Genomic DNA, 21,086 nt, shown 5'->3' on the forward strand with positions numbered 1-21,086 from the left:
ATGCCAATGAAAATTTTACTTGCAGGGAAAAACGGGCAGGTTGGATGGGAATTACAACGTTCTCTTTCCACTCTTGGAGAAGTCATCGCAGTAGATTATTTCGACAAGCATTTATGTGGTGACTTGACTGACCTTCCTGGCATCGCACAAACCGTACGATTGGTGAAACCTGACGTTATCGTTAACGCGGCAGCGCATACCGCTGTGGACAGAGCCGAACAAGAACGTAACCTGTCTGAGTTGCTCAATCAGAAAGGGGTTGCGGTTCTCGCTGAGGAGTCAGCGAAATTAGGTGCGCTCCTAATTCATTACTCTACAGATTATGTGTTTGATGGTGAGGGCGATCATTATCGGCTGGAAGATGAGGCGCCAGCACCGTTAAATGTCTACGGTGAGACTAAATTAGCAGGCGAGTTGGAAATTACGCGCCTTAATCCCCGACATCTCATATTCCGCACCAGCTGGGTTTATGCCACTCGTGGTAATAATTTTGCGAAAACCATGCTGCGTTTAGCTCGTGAGAAAGAGAGGTTGTCCGTTATCAACGACCAGCATGGCGCTCCGACAAGTGCTGAATTATTGGCTGATTGTACTGCACTGGCAATTCGAGAAGAGCAGAATAATAAATTTGTTGTTGGTAAATACCATTTAGTCGCAAGCGGGGAAACGACCTGGTTTGATTATGCAAATTTTGTTTTCGAAACGGCTAAAGCTCAGGGTGAGCCTCTTCTTATCCAGGAAGTTAACGGCATTTCTACCAGTGAGTATCCTACACCTGCTACTCGTCCGTTGAATTCGCGCCTCTCAAATCAGAAATTCCAGCGTGTGTTTAATGTGACACTTCCAGACTGGAAACAAGGTGTTGAACGTGTGGTAATAGAAGTTTTGGGGAAATAAAGAGTTAATAATGAAAGTCATTGATACTGAAATTCCTGATGTAAAAATTATCGAGCCGGTCACTTTTGGTGATGAACGGGGTTTCTTTATGGAAACCTGGCAACAAAAGAAATTTTGTGAATTGGTATGCGAACGTAACTTCGTGCAGGATAACCACTCAAAATCTGCAAGGAATATTTTGAGAGGTTTACATTACCAGACTCAAAATCCACAAGGAAAATTGGTACGTGTTGTCAGCGGAGAAGTCTTTGATGTTGCTGTTGATATGCGAAAATCATCAGCCACGTTTGGGCGCTGGACAGGTATTATGCTTTCCGCTGAAAACAAACGTCAACTTTGGATCCCTGAGGGATTTGCTCACGGTTTTTACGTCTTGTCTGAAAGCGCTGAGTTTGTCTATAAGTGCACTGATTATTATAACCCTTTGTCTGAACATTCCCTATTGTGGAATGATGATTCTGTTGGGATTAAGTGGCCACTTATTGATGGTGAGTTACCCCTGCTGTCATCCAAGGATAGTTTAGGCAAGACGTTCGCCGATTCCGTCTATTTTGACTAAACGATACACTGTTTGCCTATCTCGCGGCCGTTAGCGCACCAAAGGCTATCCATAAGTAACAGGCTTGAGTTAACATCGTATATACATTCAAACTGCATCGCACCGCAGTGATTATCCCCAAGACAGGAGTATGTAATGTCAAAGCAACAGATCGGCGTTGTCGGTATGGCAGTGATGGGGCGCAACCTGGCGCTCAACATCGAAAGCCGTGGTTATACCGTCTCCGTTTTCAACCGCTCCCGTGATAAGACTGAAGAAGTCATCGCTGAGAATCCAGGCAAGAAGCTGGTTCCTTTCTATACGGTTAAAGAGTTCGTTGAGTCTCTGGAAACGCCTCGTCGTATCCTGTTAATGGTGAAAGCGGGCGCGGGTACCGATGCTGCTATCGATTCCCTGAAACCGTATCTGGATAAAGGCGACATCATCATTGATGGCGGCAACACCTTCTTCCACGACACCATTCGTCGTAACCGTGAACTGTCTGCGGAAGGCTTTAACTTCATCGGTACCGGCGTTTCCGGTGGTGAAGAAGGTGCACTGAAAGGTCCTTCTATCATGCCTGGCGGCCAGAAAGAAGCGTACGAACTGGTCGCGCCTATCCTGACCAAAATTGCAGCCGTTGCAGAAGACGGCGAGCCGTGCGTGACCTATATCGGTCCTGACGGTGCTGGCCACTATGTGAAAATGGTTCACAACGGCATCGAATACGGCGATATGCAGTTGATTGCCGAAGCATACTCCCTGCTGAAAGGTGGCCTGAACCTCTCTAACGAAGAACTCGCCGAGACCTTCACCGAGTGGAATAAAGGCGAGCTGAACAGCTACCTGATCGACATCACCAAAGATATCTTCACTAAAAAAGATGAAGAGGGTAAATACCTGGTTGATGTGATTCTGGATGAAGCAGCGAACAAGGGGACCGGTAAATGGACCAGCCAGAGCTCTCTGGATCTGGGCGAGCCTCTGTCCCTGATCACCGAATCTGTGTTTGCACGTTACATTTCCTCTCTGAAAGAGCAGCGTGTTGCCGCTTCAAAAGTACTGTCTGGCCCTCAGGCCAAGCCAGCGGGTGATAAAGCTGAATTCGTTGAGAAAGTTCGTCGTGCACTGTATCTGGGTAAAATCGTCTCTTATGCACAAGGTTTCTCTCAGCTGCGTGCCGCTTCAGACGAAAACAACTGGGATCTGAATTACGGCGAAATCGCGAAGATCTTCCGTGCTGGTTGCATTATCCGCGCTCAGTTCCTGCAGAAAATTACTGATGCGTACGCTGAAAATGCCGGTATCGCGAATCTGCTGCTGGCACCGTACTTCAAGAAAATCGCGGACGAATACCAGCAGGCGCTGCGTGACGTGGTTGCTTACGCTGTGCAGAACGGTATCCCTGTTCCGACCTTCTCCGCTGCGGTGGCGTACTATGACAGCTACCGTGCTGCCGTACTGCCAGCGAACCTGATCCAGGCGCAGCGTGATTACTTTGGTGCGCATACGTATAAACGTACCGATAAAGAAGGTGTGTTCCACACCGAATGGCTGGATTAATCTGATTTAACTCAGCCTGATAACAAAGCCCGGTGATGTTCACCGGGCTTTTTTTATAACGGATAAGCCCATCTGGACTTGCTTTGTCCAGCGAGTGTCTTTAAACACCCTATAAACCACTGCGTTTTCTCATTTCTGCAGCCAGGCATTCGCCTTGACAGCCGCTCAACATAAGAGGTAAAAACCTCAACAGTTGTTTATTGCGGTGGTGTGCTTACGCCTCCTGAAACCTAAACTTGAAGAAGTTGAACGAATGAAAATAACTATCTCCGGAACAGGCTATGTAGGCCTATCAAACGGCATTCTGATCGCACAAAACCATGAAGTGGTGGCGTTGGATATCGTTCAGTCCAAAGTGGATATGCTTAATCAAAAGCAATCCCCGATTGTTGATAAAGAAATCCAGGAATACCTTGCTAATAAACCGCTGAATTTCCGTGCTACGACGGACAAAGAAGACGCCTACCGCGACGCAGATTTCGTCATCATCGCCACACCAACGGATTACGACCCAAAAACCAACTACTTCAACACCTCAACCGTAGAAGCGGTGATCAAAGATGTTATCGCAATCAACCCAAAAGCGGTGATGATCATCAAATCGACCATTCCGGTAGGCTTCACCAAATCGATTAAAGAAGAGTTGGGTATTGATAATGTCTTCTTCTCGCCGGAATTTCTCCGCGAGGGCAGGGCGTTATACGATAACCTGCACCCATCCCGTATCGTGATTGGCGAGCGTTCCGAGCGTGCGGAGCGTTTTGCTGCGTTGCTTCAGGAAGGCGCAATCAAAAAAGATATTCCGGTGCTGTTCACCGATTCCACCGAGGCAGAGGCCATTAAGCTTTTCGCCAATACCTATCTGGCGATGCGTGTGGCTTACTTCAACGAACTTGACAGCTATGCCGAGAGCTTAGGTCTGAACACCCGTCAGATCATCGAGGGCGTGTGTCTTGACCCGCGTATCGGTAACCATTACAACAACCCATCCTTCGGTTATGGTGGCTACTGCCTGCCAAAAGATACCAAGCAGCTGCTGGCTAACTATCAGGCGGTGCCGAACAACCTGATTTCTGCCATTGTGGATGCCAACCGCACGCGTAAAGACTTCATCTCGGATTCCATTCTCGCGCGTCAGCCGAAAGTGGTGGGCGTGTATCGCCTGATCATGAAGAGCGGTTCCGATAACTTCCGCGCTTCTTCCATTCAGGGGATCATGAAGCGTATTAAGGCGAAGGGCGTGCAGGTCATTATTTATGAACCGGCGATGCAGGAAGATGAGTTCTTCCACTCGCGCGTCATTCGCGATCTGGATGCATTTAAGAAAGAAGCGGATGTAATTATCTCCAACCGTATGGCGGAAGAGCTGGCGGACGTGAAAGATAAAGTCTATACCCGCGATTTGTTCGGCAGCGACTGATTAAAATCGTGATAAAAAAACCCGGCAATCTGCCGGGTTTTTTGTTTTTAAACGTTATAGAAGTTGCGGTACCAGTCGACGAAGTTTTTCACGCCTTCTTTGACTGAGGTTTGTGGTTTAAACCCAATAACGTCATACAGCGCTTTGGTGTCCGCACTGGTCTCCAGCACGTCCCCCGGCTGGATCGGCATCATATTTTTCACCGCTTCCTTGCCCAGCGCCTCTTCAAGCGCGGTAATGTAATCCATCAGTTCGACAGGTGAACTGTTGCCGATGTTATACACGCGATACGGGGCAGAGCTGGTTGCTGGCGAACCGGTTTCGACCGTCCAGTCGGCATCGGCCTGAGGGATAACGTCCTGTAGGCGAATAATCGCCTCCGCAATATCATCGATATAGGTGAAGTCGCGCTTCATCTTGCCGTAGTTGTATACGTCGATGCTGTTGCCTTCAATCATGGCTTTGGTGAATTTGAACAGCGCCATGTCCGGTCGGCCCCATGGGCCATACACGGTAAAGAAGCGCAGGCCAGTGGTCGGCAGATTGTACAGATGCGAATAGGTATGCGACATCAACTCATTGGCTTTTTTGGTTGCCGCATACAGGGAAACCGGATGGTCTACGGAGTCGTCAGTAGAAAACGGCATCTTACGGTTGAGGCCGTATACAGAGCTGGATGAAGCATACAGAAGATGCTGAACCTTATTGTGGCGACAGCCTTCCAGCACGTTCAGGTGACCTACCAGGTTCGCATCCGCGTAGGCATGCGGGTTTTCCAGCGAGTAACGCACGCCCGCCTGGGCGGCAAGATGGATCACGCGGTCAAATTTTTCATTGGCGAAGAGCGCAGCCATGCCCTCGCGGTCCGCTAAGTCCAGCTTGTGGAAGGTGAAACTCTCGGATTTGAGCAGTTCGAGGCGAGCGAGCTTGAGGTTAGGGTCATAGTAATCATTCAGGTTATCAAGCCCAACAACCTTATGCCCTGCATCAAGCAGGCGCTTGCTGACATGAGAACCGATAAAGCCCGCCGCGCCAGTTACCAGAAATTTCATAGCTTCCCTCATTCACAGTCTTCTTGTTGATGTCCCAGGACATCAGAATCCGTCTATGATAGCGCGTCGCACTTCACTTACATAACCCATCTTTCCGATATAACTCATCGGATTCTTATAGAAAAATCGCCAGCAACAGATACACTAAGGAAACAAGATTATTTTTGCCCTTTTTCATCTGTTAGGGATTGTATGACGCAAAACAACAATAACCTGGTCACACGCAACAATGACCCGGAGCAAATTGATTTACTGGATTTAATGCTACAGCTGTGGCGTGGTAAGTGGGTAATAGGGGCATTTGTTGCTGCTTTTATCGTTCTCGCCGTTGTCTACATCACTGTTGCTAAAGAGAAATGGACGTCATCCGCCATCATAGCCCAGCCAGATGCGGCACAAATCGCCACCTATTCCAATGCGTTGAATATCCTCTATGGCGGGGCAGCACCTTCAACCTTAGATATCCAAAATCGTGCTATTGGTCGTTTTAATTCTTCTTTTTCAGCATTAGCGCAAGCGCTGGACAACCAGGAATTTCCCGAGAAATTGTCCATTGAGCCTACTGTAAAGGGACAGAGTGTACCTTTAACTGTCAGTTATCAGAGCGATTCGGCTGAAGCTGCGCAAAAGCAGTTGGCCCAATACATCCAGCAGGTTGACGAACAAACGGCCAAAGAACTGACGCTTGACCTCAGAGACAACCTCAAGCAACAGATCACAACCCTGAACGACTCTCTTCTGAACCAGGAGAAAGTGGCACAGGAGCAAAAAGATCTGCGTATCAAGCAAATTTCTGAGGCGCTTAAGAACGCGGAGGCGGCGAAAATTAGCACACCGCAGCTCCAGCAAACGCAGGATGTTACTCAGGAAACCATGTTCCTGCTGGGCACCGTAGCGCTCAAATCAATGGTTGATAACGAGGCGTCCCGTCCGCTGGTCTTCCCTGGCTCTTACTATCAGACCAAAAAGAACTTACTGGACATTGAAAACCTCAACGTTAACCCAGACACGTTACATGTCTATCGTTACGTAATGAAACCAGATCTGCCAATCAAGCGTGACAGCCCTAAAAAGGCCATCACCCTCATCCTTGCCGTTCTCCTCGGCGGGATCATCGGTTCTGCTGTCGTCCTCGGCCGTAACGCGCTGAGAAACTACAAGCCACGAGCCTGATTTACACACAAAAAAAGACCGGGTCTCCCCGGTCTTTTTTTATTTATGCCGTTTCCGCAAATTCTCAATCACCGTCGTTAAATCCAGCTCCTGATCCTGAAGCAGCACCAGCAGGTGATACATCAAATCCGACGCTTCGTTCGTCAGCTCCTCCCGGTCATGCACGGTGGCCGCCAGCGCCGTTTCAACGCCTTCCTCACCCACTTTCTGCGCAATACGCTTGGTGCCGCTGGCGTACAGCTTCGCCGTGTACGAGCTCTCGGGATCCGCTGATTTACGCTCTGCCAGCAGCTGTTCCAGCTGATAGAGGAACAGCCACTGGTGGCTCGCCTCGCCGAAGCAGCTGCTGGTGCCTTTGTGGCAGGTCGGCCCAATCGGGTTGACCAGCACCAGCAGGGTGTCGTTGTCGCAGTCTGGCGTAATGCCGACCACATTCAGGAAGTGACCCGAGGTTTCCCCTTTCGTCCACAGGCGCTGTTTGGTGCGCGAGAAAAACGTCACCTTGCCGCTGTCGATCGTTTTTGCCAGTGCCTCCTGGTTCATGTATCCCAGCATCAGCACTTCGCCTGAAACGGCATGCTGTACAACCACCGGCAGTAATCCGTCAGTTTTTTCCCAGTCCAGCTGCGCCTGTTGTTGCTCTGTTAACATACCCTGATCTCCACGCCCTGGTCGGCCAGGTACGTTTTTAACTCACCAATATTGATAATCTGTTTGTGGAACACGGAAGCGGCCAGCGCGCCGTCTACGTTCGCATCGCGGAAGGCTTCAAGGAAGTGTTCCATGGTGCCCGCGCCGCCGGAGGCAATCAGCGGAACCTGGCAGACCGCGCGCACTTTTTTCAGCTGCTCGAGGTCGTAACCGTTGCGTACGCCGTCCTGGTTCATCATGTTCAGCACGATCTCACCCGCGCCGCGTTTTTGTACTTCCTGCACCCAGTCCAGCGTCTCCCATTGGGTGACGCGCGTGCGGCTTTCATCGCCGGTGTACTGGTTAACGTGATATTTGCCCGTCGCGGTATCAAACCAGGTGTCGATCCCCACGACAATGCACTGCACGCCAAAGCGGTCCGCCAGACGCGTAATCAGCTCCGGATCTGCGAGCGCAGGGGAGTTAATCGAAATTTTGTCCGCACCGAAAGAGAGAATTTTCGCCGCATCGTCAGCAGATTTAATCCCGCCCGCCACGCAGAAGGGAATATCAATCACCTCTGCCACGCGCGCCACCCAGCTTTTATCCACCACGCGGCCATCGCTGGAGGCGGTGATATCGTAAAATACCAGTTCGTCTGCGCCTTCTTCGGCATAACGTTTTGCCAGCGGAACGATGTCGCCAATGATCTCGTGGTTGCGGAACTGCACGCCTTTTACAACCTGACCATCACGCACGTCCAGGCAGGGAATTATCCGTTTTGCCAGCATTGAATCGCCTCCTTCACCGTAAATTTGCCTTCCAGCAGCGCGCGACCCACGATCACGCCACGTACACCGGTTCCGCGCAGAGCGGCGATATCCGCCAGGTCGCCGATACCGCCAGAGGACTGAAACGCCACCTGCGGATAACGCGCGCAAACCTCTTCATACAGCGAGACGTTAGATCCTGCGAGCGTACCATCGCGTGAAATATCCGTGCACAGGACGTGCTTCAGCCCTACGGGGAGATAAATCCCGACCAGCTCTTCCAGCGTTACGCCGGAGTTTTCCTGCCAGCCGCTGACCGCGACCTGCTTGTTACCCTGCGCGTCAATGCGCACATCCAGCGCCAGCACCAGCGCATCCGCACCGAAGCGGCGGAACCAGCCCTTGACACTGTCAGGATCTTTCACAGCGGTCGAACCCACTACCACGCGCGTCACGCCCGCGTCCAGTAAGGCGGCAACATCGGCTTCCGTACGCACGCCGCCGCCAACCTGCACCGGGACGTCCACGCCAGCCACCAGTGTTTTAAGCAGCGGGATCTGGCGCTTCGACGGATCTTTCGCGCCGGTCAGATCGACCAGGTGCAACACCTCAGCACCCTCGGCGGCGTAAGCCTGTAACCGCGGCAGCGGGTCGTTGCCGTAGTCGCGCTGCTGCCCGTAATCGCCCTGGTGGAGACGAACAACCGTGCCGTCAATTAAATCTAAAGCGGGAATTATCATCACATCTCCAGGAAATTTTTCAGCAGTTGCGCACCGGCTGCGCCGGAGCGTTCCGGGTGAAACTGCACGCCGTAAAAGTTATCTTTCTGCACGGCGGCGGTGAACGCCTCGCCGTAATTGCACTGGGCGATGGTGTAGGTATTCACGGGCATGGCGTAGCTGTGGACGAAATAGAAGTATGCGCCGTCTTCGATACCCTGGAACAGCCTGTTGCCCGCCTTCGGATAAACGCGGTTCCAGCCCATGTGCGGCAACGGCAGGCCGTGGTCGGTCATTTTCGGCACGTCTTCTTCAATAATGCCCAGCAGCTCAACGCCGTTGCTCTCTTCGCTGCGGCGGCCAAGCAGCTGCATGCCGAGGCAAATGCCCAGCACCGGTTGAGTACAGGCTTTGATGAGATCCACCAGCTCGCGCTCATGGATCTGATCCATCGCCGCCTGGGCGGTGCCAACGCCCGGCAGAAAGAGTTTATCCGCGCGCAGCACCACGTCCGGGTCGCGGCTCACCACCGGCTCGTAGCCGTGGCGCATAATCGCCGACTGTACGGAGTTCAGGTTGGCGCATCCGGTGTCCAGAATCACCACGTTCATTACAGCACTCCTTTCGACGAGGGCAGGGCGTCACCTTCCACGCGGATCGCCTGGCGCAGGGTACGGCCAAAGGCTTTGAACAGGCTTTCGACGCGGTGGTGATCGTTTTTGCCTTTGGTTTTCAGGTGCAGCGTCAGACCCATAGTGTAAGAAAGCGAGCGGAAGAAATGCTCCACCATCTCGGTGCTGAGATCGCCCACGCGCTGGTAGGTAAAGTCGGCTTTATATTCCAGGTGCGGACGCCCGGAGATATCCAGCGCGCAGCGCGCCAGGCACTCGTCCATCGGCAGAACAAAGCCGAAGCGGTTGATGCCGCGCTTGTCGCCGAGCGCCAGCTTCAGGGCTTCGCCCAGCGCCAGGCCGGTATCTTCCACGGTGTGGTGATCGTCGATATACAGGTCGCCCTTCACCGCGATTTCCATGCGGAAGCCGCCGTGCGTGGCGATTTGATCCAGCATGTGGTCAAAGAAACCGACGCCGGTGTGGATCTTGCTGCCGCCTTCGCGGTCGAGCCAGACCTTCACATCGATCTGCGTCTCTTTGGTGTTGCGTTCAACGTGGGAATAGCGGTCGCGTCTGGTGAGCTGCTCGCCAATCATCGCCCAGTTTAGCGTGTCGCGGTTATAGCGCAGGCCCGCAATGCCCATGTTGTCCGCCAGCGTGATATCCGTGACGCGATCGCCGATCACATAGCTGTTGCCTTTATCCAGCGCCTCTTCCGCCAGATAACGTTCAACAAGCTTCACTTTTGGCTTGCGGCAGTCGCACTCGTCGGCAGGCATATGCGGGCAGATCAGCACTTCGTCGAAGGCGATGCCCTGCGAGGTCAGCACCTGCATCATCAGGTTGTGCGGGCCGTCAAAGTCCGCCTGCGGGAAGCTGTCGGTGCCAAGACCGTCCTGGTTGGTGATCATCACCAGCTTATAGCCTGCTTTCTGAAGCTTCAGCAGCACCGGGATCACGTCGGGTTCAAAGGCCAGCTTGTCGAAACGATCGACCTGAAAATCGCTGGGTGGCTCCGAGATGATGGTGCCGTCACGATCGATAAAGAGATACTTCTGACTCATACTTTCTCCGCTTTCAGGGCGTCAATCACGCGCTGGCTCTCTGCACGGGTGCCGACGGTAATACGCAGGCAGCCGCTCAGGGTAGGTTGTTTATTCTGGTCTCGTAAGATAATGCCCTGATCCCACAACGATTTAAATATCGCGCTTGAGGCGGTGAAGCGCACCAGGATGTAGTTGGTTTCCGAGTCGAACACCTGCTCCACGCACGGAATCGTTTTAAGGGCATCGACAAGATACTGACGCTCTTCCAGGATCTGCGCCACACGCTCGCGCATCGCGCTGATGCCCTGCGGGGCCAGCGCCTGTGCCGCAATATCGGCAACCGGCGTTGAGAGCGGATACGGGGCGATCACTTTCAGCAGCAGGTCGATAACCGCTTTATTTGCCAGCGTAAATCCACAGCGAAGGCCGGCGAGGGCGAAGGCTTTGGAAAGGGTACGCAGCACAACGAGATGCGGATACTCCTCAAGCCAGCCTGCCAGCGTCGCCTGCGGGCAGAACTCAATATAGGCTTCATCAGCGACGACCAGCGCCTTGCCGCGCGTCATCTCCAGCAGGGTGCGGATATCCTGCGGATGAATAATCTGCCCGGTGGGGTTGTTCGGGCTACAGACAAACACCACCTTCACGCCGTCGAGGTTATCGGCGATGCCCTGCAAATCCAGCTGCCAGTTGTCGAGCGCCTGCACGTTGCGGCAGGACACGCCAAAGGTTTCGGCGCTGACGCTGTACATCCCGTAGGTAGGCTGGCAGTACATCACCGCGTCTTTACCCGGCTCACAGAAGGCGCGGATCAGCAGCTCAATCCCTTCATCAGCCCCACGGCTGGCCAGCACCTGCTCAGGCTTCACGCCTGCATACTGCGCATAGTTCTCGATCACCGCTTTCGGCTGACACTCCGGGTAGCGGTTCAGCGTCTGCTGCGAGAGCTCAAAGGCCACCGCCGTGGGATATTCATTGGCATTCAGCCAGACGTCGCCGTTCCCGCCCAGACGACGCGCAGACTGATAGGGCGTCAGGCGACGGACATTTTCGCGGGCTAATTCTTCGATGTTCATGCTTGCTCCTTCAGGGCGGCAACGCGCAGCGTCACGGCATTTTTGTGGGCAGTCAGGCGCTCGGCGGCGGCCAGGGTTTCAATGGTCGACGCCAGCGAGGCAAATCCCTCGCGGGAGAGTTCCTGCACGGTCATGCGCTTCTGGAAATCCGCCAGCCCCAGGCTGGAGCAGGTTGAGGTATAGCCATACGTCGGCAGCACGTGGTTGGTGCCGGAGGCGTAATCCCCGGCGGATTCCGGTGACCAGTCGCCGAGGAACACTGATCCTGCGCTGGTTATACTGTCGACCAGATCGCGCGCGTTACGGGTCTGAATAATCAGGTGCTCAGGACCGTACTGGTTGGAGATGGCGATGCACTGGTCAAGATCGCGGGCCACAATCAGGCGGCTGGCGGATAGCGCCTGACGCGCCGTTTCCGCACGCGGCAGGTCAGCCAGCTGACGCTCAACGGCGTCGCCCACGCGTTTTGCCATGTCGGCATCTGGCGTCAGTAAAATCACCTGCGAGTCAGGGCCGTGCTCGGCCTGCGAGAGCAGGTCAGAGGCCACGAAATCCGGTGTAGCGCCGCTGTCGGCAATCACCAGCACTTCAGACGGACCGGCAGGCATATCAATCGCCGCGCCGTCCAGACGCTGGCTGACCTGGCGTTTCGCCTCGGTCACGTAGGCATTGCCCGGGCCAAAGATTTTGTCGACCTTAGGAATGGATACTGTCCCGAACGCCAGGGCGGATATCGCCTGCGCACCGCCCACTTTATAGATCGCCTGCACGCCGCACAGCTTCGCCGCGTACAGAATCTCATCGGCGATCGGTGGAGGAGAGCAGAGCACCACCTTCTGACAACCGGCAATACGTGCCGGGGTGGCCAGCATCAGGACGGTCGAAAACAGCGGGGCAGAGCCGCCGGGAATATAGAGGCCGACGGACGCCACCGGGCGCGTCACCTGCTGGCAGCGTACGCCGGGCAGGGTTTCCACATCCACCACCTGCAATTTCTGCGCGGTGTGGAAGGTATCAATATTTTTCACCGCGACGGCCATCGCCTGTTTGATGTCATCACCCAGACGATTGCTGGCATCAATGATTTCCTGCCCGGTAACCTGTAAAGCGCCGACTTCCGTCTTGTCAAATTTCGCGCTGTACTCGCGCAGCGCATCGTCCCCGCGGGCTTTGACGTTATCAAGGATCTCCGCCACGGTGCGGGTGATGCTCTCCGAGGCGGAAATTGCCGGGCGCATCAGCAGCTCGCGCTGTTGCGCGTCGCTACAGGTATTCCAGTCGATGATTGTGTTAAAGCTCATGGTCGTTACTCCATCATCTTCTCAATTGGCAGCACCAGAATGGAACTTGCGCCCAGCGCCTTCAGTTTTTCCATGGTTTCCCAGAACAGGGTTTCGCTGCTCACCATGTGCATCGCCACGCGCTGCTGGTCGCCCGCCAGCGGCAGAATGGTTGGACGCTCAGCGCCCGGCAGCAGGGCAATCACTTCGTCCAGGCGCTCGGTCGGCGCATGCATCATGATGTATTTGGATTCACGCGCCTGAATCACGCCCTGAATGCGGGTCAGCAGTTTGTCGATGAGCTGCTGTTTGGCGTCGGCCATCTCGCCGTCGCGCTGGATAAGGCACGCTTTGGAGCGGTAGATCACTTCCACTTCGCGCAGGCCGTTCGCTTCGAGCGTGGCGCCGGTGGAGACGAGGTCACAGATGGCATCGGCCAGGCCCGCACGTGGCGCCACTTCAACGGAGCCGTTCAGCAGACAGGATTTAAACTGCACGCCTTTTTGATCGAGGTAACGCTTCAGCAGGTGAGGGTAAGAGGTGGCGATACGTTTGCCGTTCAGCGCGGCCGGGCCGTCCCAGGCTTCATCGACCGGCGTAGCCAGCGACAGGCGGCAACCGCCAAAGTCCAGACGACGCAGGGTAAAGTAGCGCGGATCTTCGCCCTGCGCGCGGCGGGTTAATAACTCTTCTTCCAGTACGTTTTCGCCGATGATGCCGAGATCAACGACGCCATCCATCACCAGGCCCGGGATATCGTCATCACGTACGCGCAGAATGTCGATCGGCATATTTTCAGCCAGGGCGATCAGGCGCTGGGTGTGCAGGTTGATTTTAATCCCGCAGCGGGCCAGCAGTTCGCGTGAATCGTCGCTTAAACGGCCTGATTTTTGAATAGCTATGCGTAAACGTGAGTTATCTAACATTCTGTGTTCCTCGTTAACCTGTTTTAACCTGTCTGAATGCGGTCCAAAAAAAAGCCCCCGGAAGAAGATCTTCCGGGGGCTTTTTCATGCGTTCATGCACCACTGGAAGATCCAAACGTCTTCCAGCACACATCGCCTGAAAGACTAGTCAGGATGATGGTGATGATGGTGGTTTTTAAAAGGAACGCGTGTCATATAAATTCTCGTTGAATGCTTATGCATTTGATGTCTTTTAACCTAAACCAGTTGTACGCCATAAAGCAAGGGCTTTTTTTGATCATTAATTCATTTCATATTGATGGTATGAATTGTGCGTTCCAACAGGCTGGCGTAGCCTTATAACAGGCATCGTTAAGCGGAGAATGTAATGAAAAAGGTCGCGATTGTCGGGTTAGGATGGTTAGGAATGCCACTGGCGATGTCATTAGCCGCGAAAGGCTGGCAGGTGACAGGGAGTAAGACCACCCGAGATGGGGTTGAAGCGGCACGCATGTGCGGCATTGATGGTGTTGAGCTGCGTCTCGAACCCGAGCTTATCTGCGATACCGACGAGCTGGATGAATTGATGAATGTGGACGCGCTGGTCATTACCTTGCCGGCGCGGCGCAGCGGCCCGGGTGAGTCTTTTTACTTGCAGGCGGTGCAGGAGATTGTCGACAGCGCCCTGGCGCACCATATCCCGCGTATCATTTTCACCAGCTCCACCTCCGTCTATGGCGATATCGACGGTACGGCGAAAGAAAACACCGAGCGCCGTCCGGTGACCGCCAGCGGCCGGGTGCTGAAAGAGCTGGAAGACTGGCTGCACAATTTGCCTGGCACGCAGGTGGATATCTTACGCCTGGCCGGGCTGGTGGGGCCGGGGCGTCATCCGGGGCGCTTCTTTGCCGGTAAATCCGCGCCGGATGGCCAGCACGGGGTTAATCTTGTGCATCTTGAGGATGTTATCGGCGCCATAGAACTGCTTTTGCAGGCTCCGAAAGGGGGCACATCTATAATATATGTGCGCCTTCGCATCCGCCGCGCAGTACCTTTTATCCGCTGATGGCGCGCCAGCTGGGTCTGGCGCCGCCGGTATTCAGTGAGGCGCAGGGAGAACGCAAAGGCAAAATTATTGATGGCAATCGTATTTGCCATGAACTGGGATTTGAATATCAGTATCCCGATCCGCTGGTTATGCCCATGGAATAATTGCGCCGGCGGAGACAATCGCACACCGCAAGGGGGCGAAGATGAAACCGCTGCTGGATGTTCTTGTTATTCTGGATGCGCTGGAAAAAGAGGGGAGCTTTGCCGCCGCCTCGGCGAAGCTCTATAAAACCCCTTCGGCTCTGAGCTACACCGTGCAAAAGCTCGAGAGCGATCTTAATATCCAAATCCTTGACCGCACCGGGCATCGCGCGCGTTTCACCCGTACAGGGCAGATGCTGCTGGAAAAAGGGCGTGACGTGCTGCATACGGTTCGCGAGCTGGAAAAACAGGCCGTCAAACTTCACCAGGGCTGGGAAAATGAGCTGGTAATTGGGGTTGATGATACATTCCCTTTCTCCCTGCTCACTCCGCTTATTGAGGCGTTCTATCAGCGCCATAGCGTCACGCGGCTGGTTTTTATTAATGGCGTGCTGGGCGGTTCCTGGGAGGCCCTGACGCAGGGCAGGGCGGATATCATCGTTGGGGCGCTGCATGAGCCTCCCCAGTTGAGCGAATTTGGTTTTGCGCGGCTGGGTGTTCTGGAGCAGGTTTTTGCCGTTGCGCCTCATCACCCGCTGGCGAATGAACCGGAGCCTGTTACCCGACGCGTCATTAAAAACTATCGCGCCATTGTGGTTGGAGACAGCTCTCGCCCCGAATGCGGCATTTCATCGCAGCTGCTGGATGAGCAGGAGGCCATCACCGTTTTTGATTTTAAAACCAAGCTGGAGCTGCAAATAAGCGGCCTGGGGTGCGGTTACCTTCCCCGTTATTTAGCGCAGCGGTTTATTGACAGCGGAGCGCTGGTGGAAAAACAAGTTTTAGCGCAGAGCAGTAACGAACCGGTATGGGTGGGCTGGAATGAACAGACCGCCGGGCTTGCCAGTGCCTGGTGGCGAGACGAAATTTTAGCAAATAGTGCTATCGCCACAGTTTACGCTCAGGCAGATGATGGGAAATCAATCAGTTAGTAAAATTAATTTATGGGCAGGTTTCTCAATGTATTGCCTTTTGTATCTGGAATAGGGCAAAATGCCGCCGCTGCAAACAAATGAATAATCGACGATATAAAAGGCGTCGGTTATTTTTTTTTGCATGTACGAAACGAAACTAAAAACCAAGAGGCCGGGCTTCGTACCGGATAGATATTTACTAAAATCCGACAGTTGTTGTCGCTGAGGAAGAAAGAAATGGGGCAATTTTTCGCTTACGTGGCGGTTATCACCGTAAAGGAGAATAACTATGTCGCATAACGCAACTCCAAACACCTCTCGCGTGGAATTACGTAAAACGCTTACGTTGATTCCGGTTGTTATGATGGGCCTTGCCTATATGCAACCGATGACGCTGTTCGATACATTCGGTATCGTATCAGGCCTTACTGACGGTCACGTTGCAACGGCGTACGCCTTTGCGCTGGTCGCCATCCTCTTTACAGCGCTGAGCTACGGTAAACTGGTTCGCCGTTTCCCGTCCGCAGGCTCTGCGTACACCTATGCTCAGAAATCCATTAGCCCGGCGGTTGGCTTTATGGTGGGCTGGTCATCACTGCTGGACTACCTGTTCATGCCGATGATCAACATTCTGCTGGCAAAAATTTACTTCGAAGCGCTGGTGCCTTCCGTGCCGTCGTGGATCTTCGTTGTGGCGCTGGTGGCCTTTATGACCATCTCTAACCTGCGCAGCATCAAGACCGTGGCTAACTTCAACACCCTGATTGTGATCCTTCAGATGGGGATTGTTGCGGTTATCGTTGGGCTGATCATCTACGGCGTTTCCCACGGGGAAGGCGCAGGTACGCTGACCAGCACCCGTCCGTTCTGGTCTGAAGGCGCTCACGTAGTGCCGATGATCACCGGTGCAACTATCCTGTGCTTCTCGTTCCTGGGCTTCGACGGTATCTCTTCTCTGTCTGAAGAGACCAAAGACGCTGAGCGCGTGATCCCGAAAGCGATTTTCCTGACCGCGCTGATTGGCGGCCTGATCTTCATTGGTGCGTCTTACTTCTTACAGCTGTACTTCCCGGATATCTCTCGCTTTAAAGATCCGGATGCATCACAGCCTGAAATTATGCTGTACGTGGCGGGTAAAACCTTCCAGTGGGGCGTGCTGATCTTCTCCAGCGTCACCGTACTGGCTTCCGGTATGGCAGCGCACGCGGGCGTCTCTCGTCTGATGTACGTGATGGGCCGTGACGGTGTGTTCCCAACCCGCTTCTTCGGTTACGTGCATCCTAAATGGCGTACCCCGGCGTGGAACGTGCTGCTGGTGGGCGCTATTGCCCTGCTGGCGATTAAATTCGACCTGGTAACGGCCACGGCGCTGATTAACTTTGGTGCGCTGGTGGCGTTCACCTTCGTTAACCTCTCCGTGATTTCGCAGTTCTGGATCCGTGAGAAGCGCAACAAGACGCTGAAGGACCACATCAACTATCTGGTGCTGCCAGTGTGTGGTGCCCTGACGGTGGGCGCCCTGTGGATCAACCTGGAAGAGAGCTCAATGGTTCTGGGTCTGATCTGGGGTGCAATCGGTCTGATTTACCTGGCTTGCGTGACCAGAAGCTTCCGCAACCCGGTTCCTCAGTACGAAGACGTCGCGTAAGACTGTGTCGGGTGGCGGCTTTGCTCAACCCGACCTACAGTTTCGTAGGCCGGGTAAGCGTTAGCGCCACCCGGCAAAAAAAAGCCGGAGACATCGCCTCCGGCTTTTTTGTACCCGCTATTCAGACAATCTCTTGCGCATACTGGAACAGCGCTTTCAGCAGCGCCTGCTTCTCAGCATTCCCTTCATACTGACCGTAAAGCATCTCCAGCTCCTGGGCGTAGCTATTAAGAAACTCCGGCGTAAACACGTTGCGCCGATGCTGTAACCAGCGTTCCTGCTCTGCTTCATCCAGCGTGCCGGGATAGTTACGCGCGCGATAATTAAACATCAGCTTCTCAATGCGCTTATCTGCGAAGGTGATATCCAGCGCGGGCAGGTTACGCGGGTCGGTTTGCAGCACGATATTCATCGCCGCGCGATCGGCGTCGCTGAAGAAGCCGTTATAAAGCTGCGCATCCACATTCTCAGACGGCACGAACGGCTCTGCTTCGGCAAAAATGGCGACAACTTTCTCGCGCACCTGCGGGTTGTCGCGCAGCACTTTCAGGTTATCGAGGCAGTGCTGACGGTTAATCCCCAGCCGGTCGGCGTCTTCCGGGCGCAGCGTGTTGGCCTGCGCCAGCACCGGGCACTTATTGATGTGCACCAGTTTTACCGGTACGGCTGGCAGGTCACCCAGCGCCTCTTTCGGCGTATAGAGCCGTTCACGTAAGGTGTCGCTGTTGAGCTCAAGCAGCGGGGAGATATCTCCGGCGAGATCCACCATGATGACGGCGTTACGGTTGTCCGGATGCCAGGCAAGCGGCGCCACCCAGCTTGTATTCCCGCGCCACGCACCGAACATCCCTGAAATATGCACCAGCGGTTTCATCTGCGGCACGTCAATTAGCGTCATCAGCTTTTGCTTGCTGCGATGGCTCAACAGATACTCAAACAGGCGCGGCTGCGCGGTTTTTACAAGTTTCGCCATAGCGATGGTCGCGTAAACGTCTGCCATCGCGTCGTGGGCGTTGCTGTGCTCAATGCCGTTGGCCCGCGTCAGGTGCTCGAGCCTGAAGCTCGGCAAGCCGTCGTCGTTCTCCGGCCAGTTAATCCCCTCCGGGCGCAGCGCATAGCAGGCGCGCATGATATCCAGCAAATCCCAGCGTGAATTACGGTTCTGCCAGCTCCAGGCATACGGATCGTAGAAGTTGCGGTAGAAGATATTGCGCGTCACTTCATCGTCAAAACGGATGTTGTTGTAACCCACCACGCAGGTATTGGGCACCGTGAACAGGTCGTGGATGCGACGGGCAAATTCTGCTTCGCTAACGCCTTTATCCCGCGCTTCCTGAGGCGTGATGCCCGTCACCATTACCGCGCCCGGCTGCGGCAGATAGTCATCGGCGGGCTTACAGTAAAACACCTCGGGTTCGCCGATGACGTTAAATTCGTCATCGGTACGGATAGCCGCAAACTGCGCCGGTCGGTCCAGCGCCGGATGGGTGCCAAAGGTTTCGTAATCGTGGAACAAAAAAGTCGGGCGCGCGGCAGAGTCAGACACCAGTAATCTCATCCTGTTAAAAATTGACGTCTCTATGGTAAACGATTGGGGTGAGCAGTCCGAATAAAAAGCACCGTCAGGCAAGAAATTTGCGAGATTTGTTCCGAAAAAATCTGCGTGCTGTCACATTTTTTTGCAATTAAGGCAGGTAACGACATCAGAACTCCCGTAAAAAGGTCATCGATTTTTACTGACCTGAGGATATACCGTTGAAACGCCGTCTGTTTATTGCTGTTTCTTTACTCGCTTCGAGTATTTCTTCCGCGCTGGCTGCCGAGCCGCTGGATTTTTCACCTCAGCCACCTGCCATCCAGGCTGGCTCCTGGGTATTGATGGATTACACCACGGGTCAAATCTTAACGGCGGGCAACGAACATCAGCAGCGTAATCCGGCGAGCCTGACCAAACTGATGACGGGGTACGTTGTCGATCGTGCTATTGATAGCCACCGCATCAGCCCCGATGACATTGTGACGGTCGGACGTGACGCATGGGCAAAAGGCAATCCGGTCTTTGACGGTTCGTCGCTGATGTTTCTGAAGGAGGGCGATCGGGTTTCCGTGCGCGATCTCAGCCGCGGCCTGATTGTTGATTCCGGCAATGACGCCTGCGTGGCGCTGGCGGATCACGTGGCGGGCGGTCAGCCGCAGTTCGTCAGGATGATGAATGACTACGTTGAAAAGCTGAACCTGCGCGATACCCACTTCGAAACCGTACACGGGCTGGATGCACCGGGTCAGCACAGCTCCGCTTACGATCTCGCCGTGCTTTCCCGGGCCATCATTCACGGCGAGCCTGAGTTCTATCACATGTACAGCGAAAAGAGCCTGACCTGGAACGGCATCACCCAGCAGAACCGCAACGGCCTGCTGTGGGATAAGACCATGAACGTGGATGGCCTGAAAACGGGTCACACCTCGGGCGCGGGCTTTAACCTGATTGCCTCCGCGGTGGACGGTCAGCGTCGACTGATTGCGGTGGTGATGGGGGCAGACAGCCCGAAAGGACGTGAAGATCAGGCGCGCAAGCTGCTGCACTGGGGACAGCAAAATTTTGATACGGTGCAGATCCTGCATAACGGTAAAAAAGTGGGAACCGAGCGCATCTGGTACGGCGATAAAGAGCAGATCGCGCTGGGCACGGATCAGGACTTCTGGCTGGCATTACCCAAATCGGAAGTGCCAAACATCAAGGCGAAATACGTGATGGATAAAAAAGAGCTGGAAGCGCCGATCGCCGCGCATCAGCGGGTAGGGGAGATCCAGCTGTACGATCGTGACAAGGTGGTAGCGCACTGGCCATTGGTTACGCTGGAAAGCGTTGAAAAGGGCGGCCTTTTCTCCCGCCTCGGCGATTATCTGCATCATAAACTCTGACCTTTTTGGGCAGACTGGCAGTGTTGCGAGTCTGCTCACATAATAAACACTCCTGGTTTGCCGATAATCTCGATTCTGCTTTACAGTGTATATATATACAGTAATAAACGGAGGCAGCATGGACTACAGCATCAGGCAGCAACAGAAACGTACGATCGCTGGCTTTCATCTCGTGGGGCCGTGGGAAAAGACGGTCAAGCAGGGATTTGAACAGCTGGTCATGTGGGTAGACGGGCGTCATATTCAGCCGCAGGAGTGGGTGGCCGTTTATTATGACAATCCGGATGACGTGCCGGCAGAAAAGCTCCGCTGCGTTACCGCCGTAACGGTAACGGACGATTTCACTATTCCTGAAAACAGCGAAGGGGTGATGATGACCGAAATTGCTGCCGGAGAGTATGCTATTGCCGCCGCGCGCGTCGAAAATCATGATTTCGCCACTCCATGGTATCAGTTCTTCAACTCCCTGCTGGAAGACAACAAATTCCAGATCGCGGCAAAACCCTGCTTCGAACGTTATCTTAACGATGGCAATGCTGACGGCTACTGGGATATTGAGATGTTTGTACCGGTAGAGCACAAAGTGGGATAATCCTGCGGAATGCAGGGTTTTTCAGCCGGGCGCGATCCACCCGGCTGAAAACACAGTACAATTGTGGTTTGCCGTA

General features: G+C 54.1%; 21 protein-coding genes, 1 pseudogene and 1 other annotated feature. Of the genes and pseudogenes, 11 read left to right on the forward strand and 11 right to left on the reverse strand.

What is annotated here, in order from left to right; translation table 11 throughout:
• Window positions 1-6: 6 nt before the first annotated feature.
• From rfbD to ugd, 4 genes are all read left to right on the forward strand, one after another.
• Window positions 7-897, forward strand: a complete 891-nt coding sequence (gene rfbD / locus SK62_RS07185; protein ID WP_048249370.1) for a dTDP-4-dehydrorhamnose reductase — start codon at window positions 7-9, stop codon at window positions 895-897.
• A gap of 10 nt (window positions 898-907) precedes the next feature.
• On the forward strand, window positions 908-1,456 hold the full coding sequence (gene rfbC, locus SK62_RS07190) for a dTDP-4-dehydrorhamnose 3,5-epimerase (protein ID WP_023295000.1): 549 nt from the start codon (window positions 908-910) through the stop codon (window positions 1,454-1,456).
• Window positions 1,457-1,591: 135 nt separating this feature from the next.
• On the forward strand, window positions 1,592-2,998 hold the full coding sequence (gene gndA / locus SK62_RS07195) for an NADP-dependent phosphogluconate dehydrogenase (RefSeq protein WP_023294999.1): 1,407 nt from the start codon (window positions 1,592-1,594) through the stop codon (window positions 2,996-2,998).
• 253 nt (window positions 2,999-3,251) lie between these two features.
• On the forward strand, window positions 3,252-4,418 hold the full coding sequence (gene ugd / locus SK62_RS07200; protein WP_023294998.1) for a UDP-glucose 6-dehydrogenase: 1,167 nt from the start codon (window positions 3,252-3,254) through the stop codon (window positions 4,416-4,418).
• Between the two features lie 47 nt (window positions 4,419-4,465).
• Here the strand turns inward: ugd and SK62_RS07205 are convergent, their stop codons facing one another.
• Window positions 4,466-5,470: an NAD-dependent epimerase gene (locus tag SK62_RS07205; RefSeq protein WP_047718268.1), complete on the reverse strand. Its 1,005-nt coding sequence runs from the start codon at window positions 5,468-5,470 to the stop codon at window positions 4,466-4,468.
• Window positions 5,471-5,662: 192 nt separating this feature from the next.
• Here SK62_RS07205 and wzzB point away from each other — a divergent pair, with 192 nt between their 5' ends.
• Window positions 5,663-6,643: an LPS O-antigen chain length determinant protein WzzB gene (wzzB, locus tag SK62_RS07210; RefSeq protein WP_047718266.1), complete on the forward strand. Its 981-nt coding sequence runs from the start codon at window positions 5,663-5,665 to the stop codon at window positions 6,641-6,643.
• A 39-nt stretch (window positions 6,644-6,682) separates the two neighbouring features.
• On the opposite strand, the gene hisIE is transcribed toward wzzB, so the two are convergent.
• From hisIE to hisL, 9 genes are all read right to left on the reverse strand, one after another.
• Entirely contained in the window at window positions 6,683-7,294 is a 612-nt protein-coding gene (gene hisIE / locus SK62_RS07215; protein ID WP_032103476.1) for a bifunctional phosphoribosyl-AMP cyclohydrolase/phosphoribosyl-ATP diphosphatase HisIE, read from the reverse strand.
• Window positions 7,288-8,064, reverse strand: coding sequence for an imidazole glycerol phosphate synthase subunit HisF (gene hisF, locus SK62_RS07220; RefSeq protein ID WP_003859481.1), 777 nt, complete (start codon window positions 8,062-8,064; stop codon window positions 7,288-7,290). Before hisF ends, hisIE begins: the two co-directional genes overlap by 7 nt.
• Window positions 8,046-8,783 (reverse strand): 1-(5-phosphoribosyl)-5-[(5-phosphoribosylamino)methylideneamino]imidazole-4-carboxamide isomerase, encoded by a 738-nt coding sequence (hisA, locus tag SK62_RS07225; protein ID WP_047718265.1) that lies wholly within the window; start codon window positions 8,781-8,783, stop codon window positions 8,046-8,048. The genes hisF and hisA overlap by 19 nt, the downstream gene beginning before the upstream one ends.
• Window positions 8,783-9,373 (reverse strand): imidazole glycerol phosphate synthase subunit HisH, encoded by a 591-nt coding sequence (gene hisH, locus SK62_RS07230; protein ID WP_045333807.1) that lies wholly within the window; start codon window positions 9,371-9,373, stop codon window positions 8,783-8,785. Before hisH ends, hisA begins: the two co-directional genes overlap by 1 nt.
• A complete protein-coding gene (gene hisB / locus SK62_RS07235; protein WP_047718263.1) occupies window positions 9,373-10,440 on the reverse strand; it encodes a bifunctional histidinol-phosphatase/imidazoleglycerol-phosphate dehydratase HisB in 1,068 nt (355 codons plus the stop codon). Before hisB ends, hisH begins: the two co-directional genes overlap by 1 nt.
• Complete coding sequence (gene hisC, locus SK62_RS07240) at window positions 10,437-11,498, reverse strand: histidinol-phosphate transaminase (RefSeq protein WP_045142658.1); 1,062 nt, start codon at window positions 11,496-11,498, stop codon at window positions 10,437-10,439. The genes hisB and hisC overlap by 4 nt, the downstream gene beginning before the upstream one ends.
• A complete protein-coding gene (gene hisD, locus SK62_RS07245; protein ID WP_047062988.1) occupies window positions 11,495-12,799 on the reverse strand; it encodes a histidinol dehydrogenase in 1,305 nt (434 codons plus the stop codon). Before hisD ends, hisC begins: the two co-directional genes overlap by 4 nt.
• A 5-nt stretch (window positions 12,800-12,804) precedes the next feature.
• Complete coding sequence (gene hisG / locus SK62_RS07250) at window positions 12,805-13,704, reverse strand: ATP phosphoribosyltransferase (RefSeq protein ID WP_000886595.1); 900 nt, start codon at window positions 13,702-13,704, stop codon at window positions 12,805-12,807.
• A gap of 45 nt (window positions 13,705-13,749) precedes the next feature.
• Window positions 13,750-13,873: a sequence feature (His leader region), on the reverse strand.
• Window positions 13,849-13,899 carry a his operon leader peptide gene (hisL, locus tag SK62_RS22825; RefSeq protein WP_099516347.1) on the reverse strand — a complete coding sequence of 17 codons (51 nt, stop codon included), beginning with the start codon at window positions 13,897-13,899 and terminating at the stop codon, window positions 13,849-13,851. Its footprint overlaps the feature before it by 25 nt.
• A 172-nt stretch (window positions 13,900-14,071) precedes the next feature.
• On the opposite strand from hisL, the pseudogene SK62_RS07255 reads away from it, so the two are divergent.
• The 4 genes and pseudogenes from SK62_RS07255 (at window position 14,072) to SK62_RS07265 (ending at window position 17,496) form a co-directional block, all read left to right on the forward strand.
• Window positions 14,072-14,895: pseudogene (locus SK62_RS07255) on the forward strand (SDR family oxidoreductase).
• Between the two features lie 41 nt (window positions 14,896-14,936).
• A complete protein-coding gene (locus tag SK62_RS07260; RefSeq protein ID WP_032654183.1) occupies window positions 14,937-15,866 on the forward strand; it encodes a LysR substrate-binding domain-containing protein in 930 nt (309 codons plus the stop codon).
• A 219-nt stretch (window positions 15,867-16,085) separates the two neighbouring features.
• Window positions 16,086-16,148 carry a membrane protein YoeI gene (gene yoeI / locus SK62_RS22830; RefSeq protein WP_099458931.1) on the forward strand — a complete coding sequence of 21 codons (63 nt, stop codon included), beginning with the start codon at window positions 16,086-16,088 and terminating at the stop codon, window positions 16,146-16,148.
• Entirely contained in the window at window positions 16,138-17,496 is a 1,359-nt protein-coding gene (locus tag SK62_RS07265) for an APC family permease (protein WP_006811203.1), read from the forward strand. The genes yoeI and SK62_RS07265 overlap by 11 nt, the downstream gene beginning before the upstream one ends.
• Before the next feature lie 121 nt (window positions 17,497-17,617).
• On the opposite strand, the gene sbcB is transcribed toward SK62_RS07265, so the two are convergent.
• Complete coding sequence (gene sbcB, locus SK62_RS07270) at window positions 17,618-19,054, reverse strand: exodeoxyribonuclease I (RefSeq protein ID WP_023294989.1); 1,437 nt, start codon at window positions 19,052-19,054, stop codon at window positions 17,618-17,620.
• 191 nt (window positions 19,055-19,245) lie between these two features.
• Here sbcB and dacD point away from each other — a divergent pair, with 191 nt between their 5' ends.
• Complete coding sequence (gene dacD, locus SK62_RS07275; protein ID WP_047740833.1) at window positions 19,246-20,418, forward strand: serine-type D-Ala-D-Ala carboxypeptidase DacD; 1,173 nt, start codon at window positions 19,246-19,248, stop codon at window positions 20,416-20,418.
• Between the two features lie 118 nt (window positions 20,419-20,536).
• A complete protein-coding gene (gene sbmC / locus SK62_RS07280) occupies window positions 20,537-21,010 on the forward strand; it encodes a DNA gyrase inhibitor SbmC (RefSeq protein WP_017383302.1) in 474 nt (157 codons plus the stop codon).
• Window positions 21,011-21,086 lie beyond the last annotated feature (76 nt).

The sequence above is a fragment of the Enterobacter sp. BIDMC109 genome (assembly GCF_001037885.1).
In the GTDB taxonomy this organism is placed as follows: Bacteria; Pseudomonadota; Gammaproteobacteria; order Enterobacterales; family Enterobacteriaceae; genus Enterobacter; species Enterobacter hormaechei_C.

Coding starts and splice junctions, on each gene's coding strand:
- rfbD (WP_048249370.1), top strand. CDS start 7: ATGAAAATTTTACTTGCAGGGAAAAACGGGCAGGTTGGATGGGAATTA.
- rfbC (WP_023295000.1), top strand. CDS start 908: ATGAAAGTCATTGATACTGAAATTCCTGATGTAAAAATTATCGAGCCG.
- gndA (WP_023294999.1), top strand. CDS start 1,592: ATGTCAAAGCAACAGATCGGCGTTGTCGGTATGGCAGTGATGGGGCGC.
- ugd (WP_023294998.1), top strand. CDS start 3,252: ATGAAAATAACTATCTCCGGAACAGGCTATGTAGGCCTATCAAACGGC.
- SK62_RS07205 (WP_047718268.1), bottom strand. CDS start 5,470: ATGAAATTTCTGGTAACTGGCGCGGCGGGCTTTATCGGTTCTCATGTC.
- wzzB (WP_047718266.1), top strand. CDS start 5,663: ATGACGCAAAACAACAATAACCTGGTCACACGCAACAATGACCCGGAG.
- hisIE (WP_032103476.1), bottom strand. CDS start 7,294: ATGTTAACAGAGCAACAACAGGCGCAGCTGGACTGGGAAAAAACTGAC.
- hisF (WP_003859481.1), bottom strand. CDS start 8,064: ATGCTGGCAAAACGGATAATTCCCTGCCTGGACGTGCGTGATGGTCAG.
- hisA (WP_047718265.1), bottom strand. CDS start 8,783: ATGATAATTCCCGCTTTAGATTTAATTGACGGCACGGTTGTTCGTCTC.
- hisH (WP_045333807.1), bottom strand. CDS start 9,373: ATGAACGTGGTGATTCTGGACACCGGATGCGCCAACCTGAACTCCGTA.
- hisB (WP_047718263.1), bottom strand. CDS start 10,440: ATGAGTCAGAAGTATCTCTTTATCGATCGTGACGGCACCATCATCTCG.
- hisC (WP_045142658.1), bottom strand. CDS start 11,498: ATGAACATCGAAGAATTAGCCCGCGAAAATGTCCGTCGCCTGACGCCC.
- hisD (WP_047062988.1), bottom strand. CDS start 12,799: ATGAGCTTTAACACAATCATCGACTGGAATACCTGTAGCGACGCGCAA.
- hisG (WP_000886595.1), bottom strand. CDS start 13,704: ATGTTAGATAACTCACGTTTACGCATAGCTATTCAAAAATCAGGCCGT.
- SK62_RS07260 (WP_032654183.1), top strand. CDS start 14,937: ATGAAACCGCTGCTGGATGTTCTTGTTATTCTGGATGCGCTGGAAAAA.
- SK62_RS07265 (WP_006811203.1), top strand. CDS start 16,138: ATGTCGCATAACGCAACTCCAAACACCTCTCGCGTGGAATTACGTAAA.
- sbcB (WP_023294989.1), bottom strand. CDS start 19,054: ATGAGATTACTGGTGTCTGACTCTGCCGCGCGCCCGACTTTTTTGTTC.
- sbmC (WP_017383302.1), top strand. CDS start 20,537: ATGGACTACAGCATCAGGCAGCAACAGAAACGTACGATCGCTGGCTTT.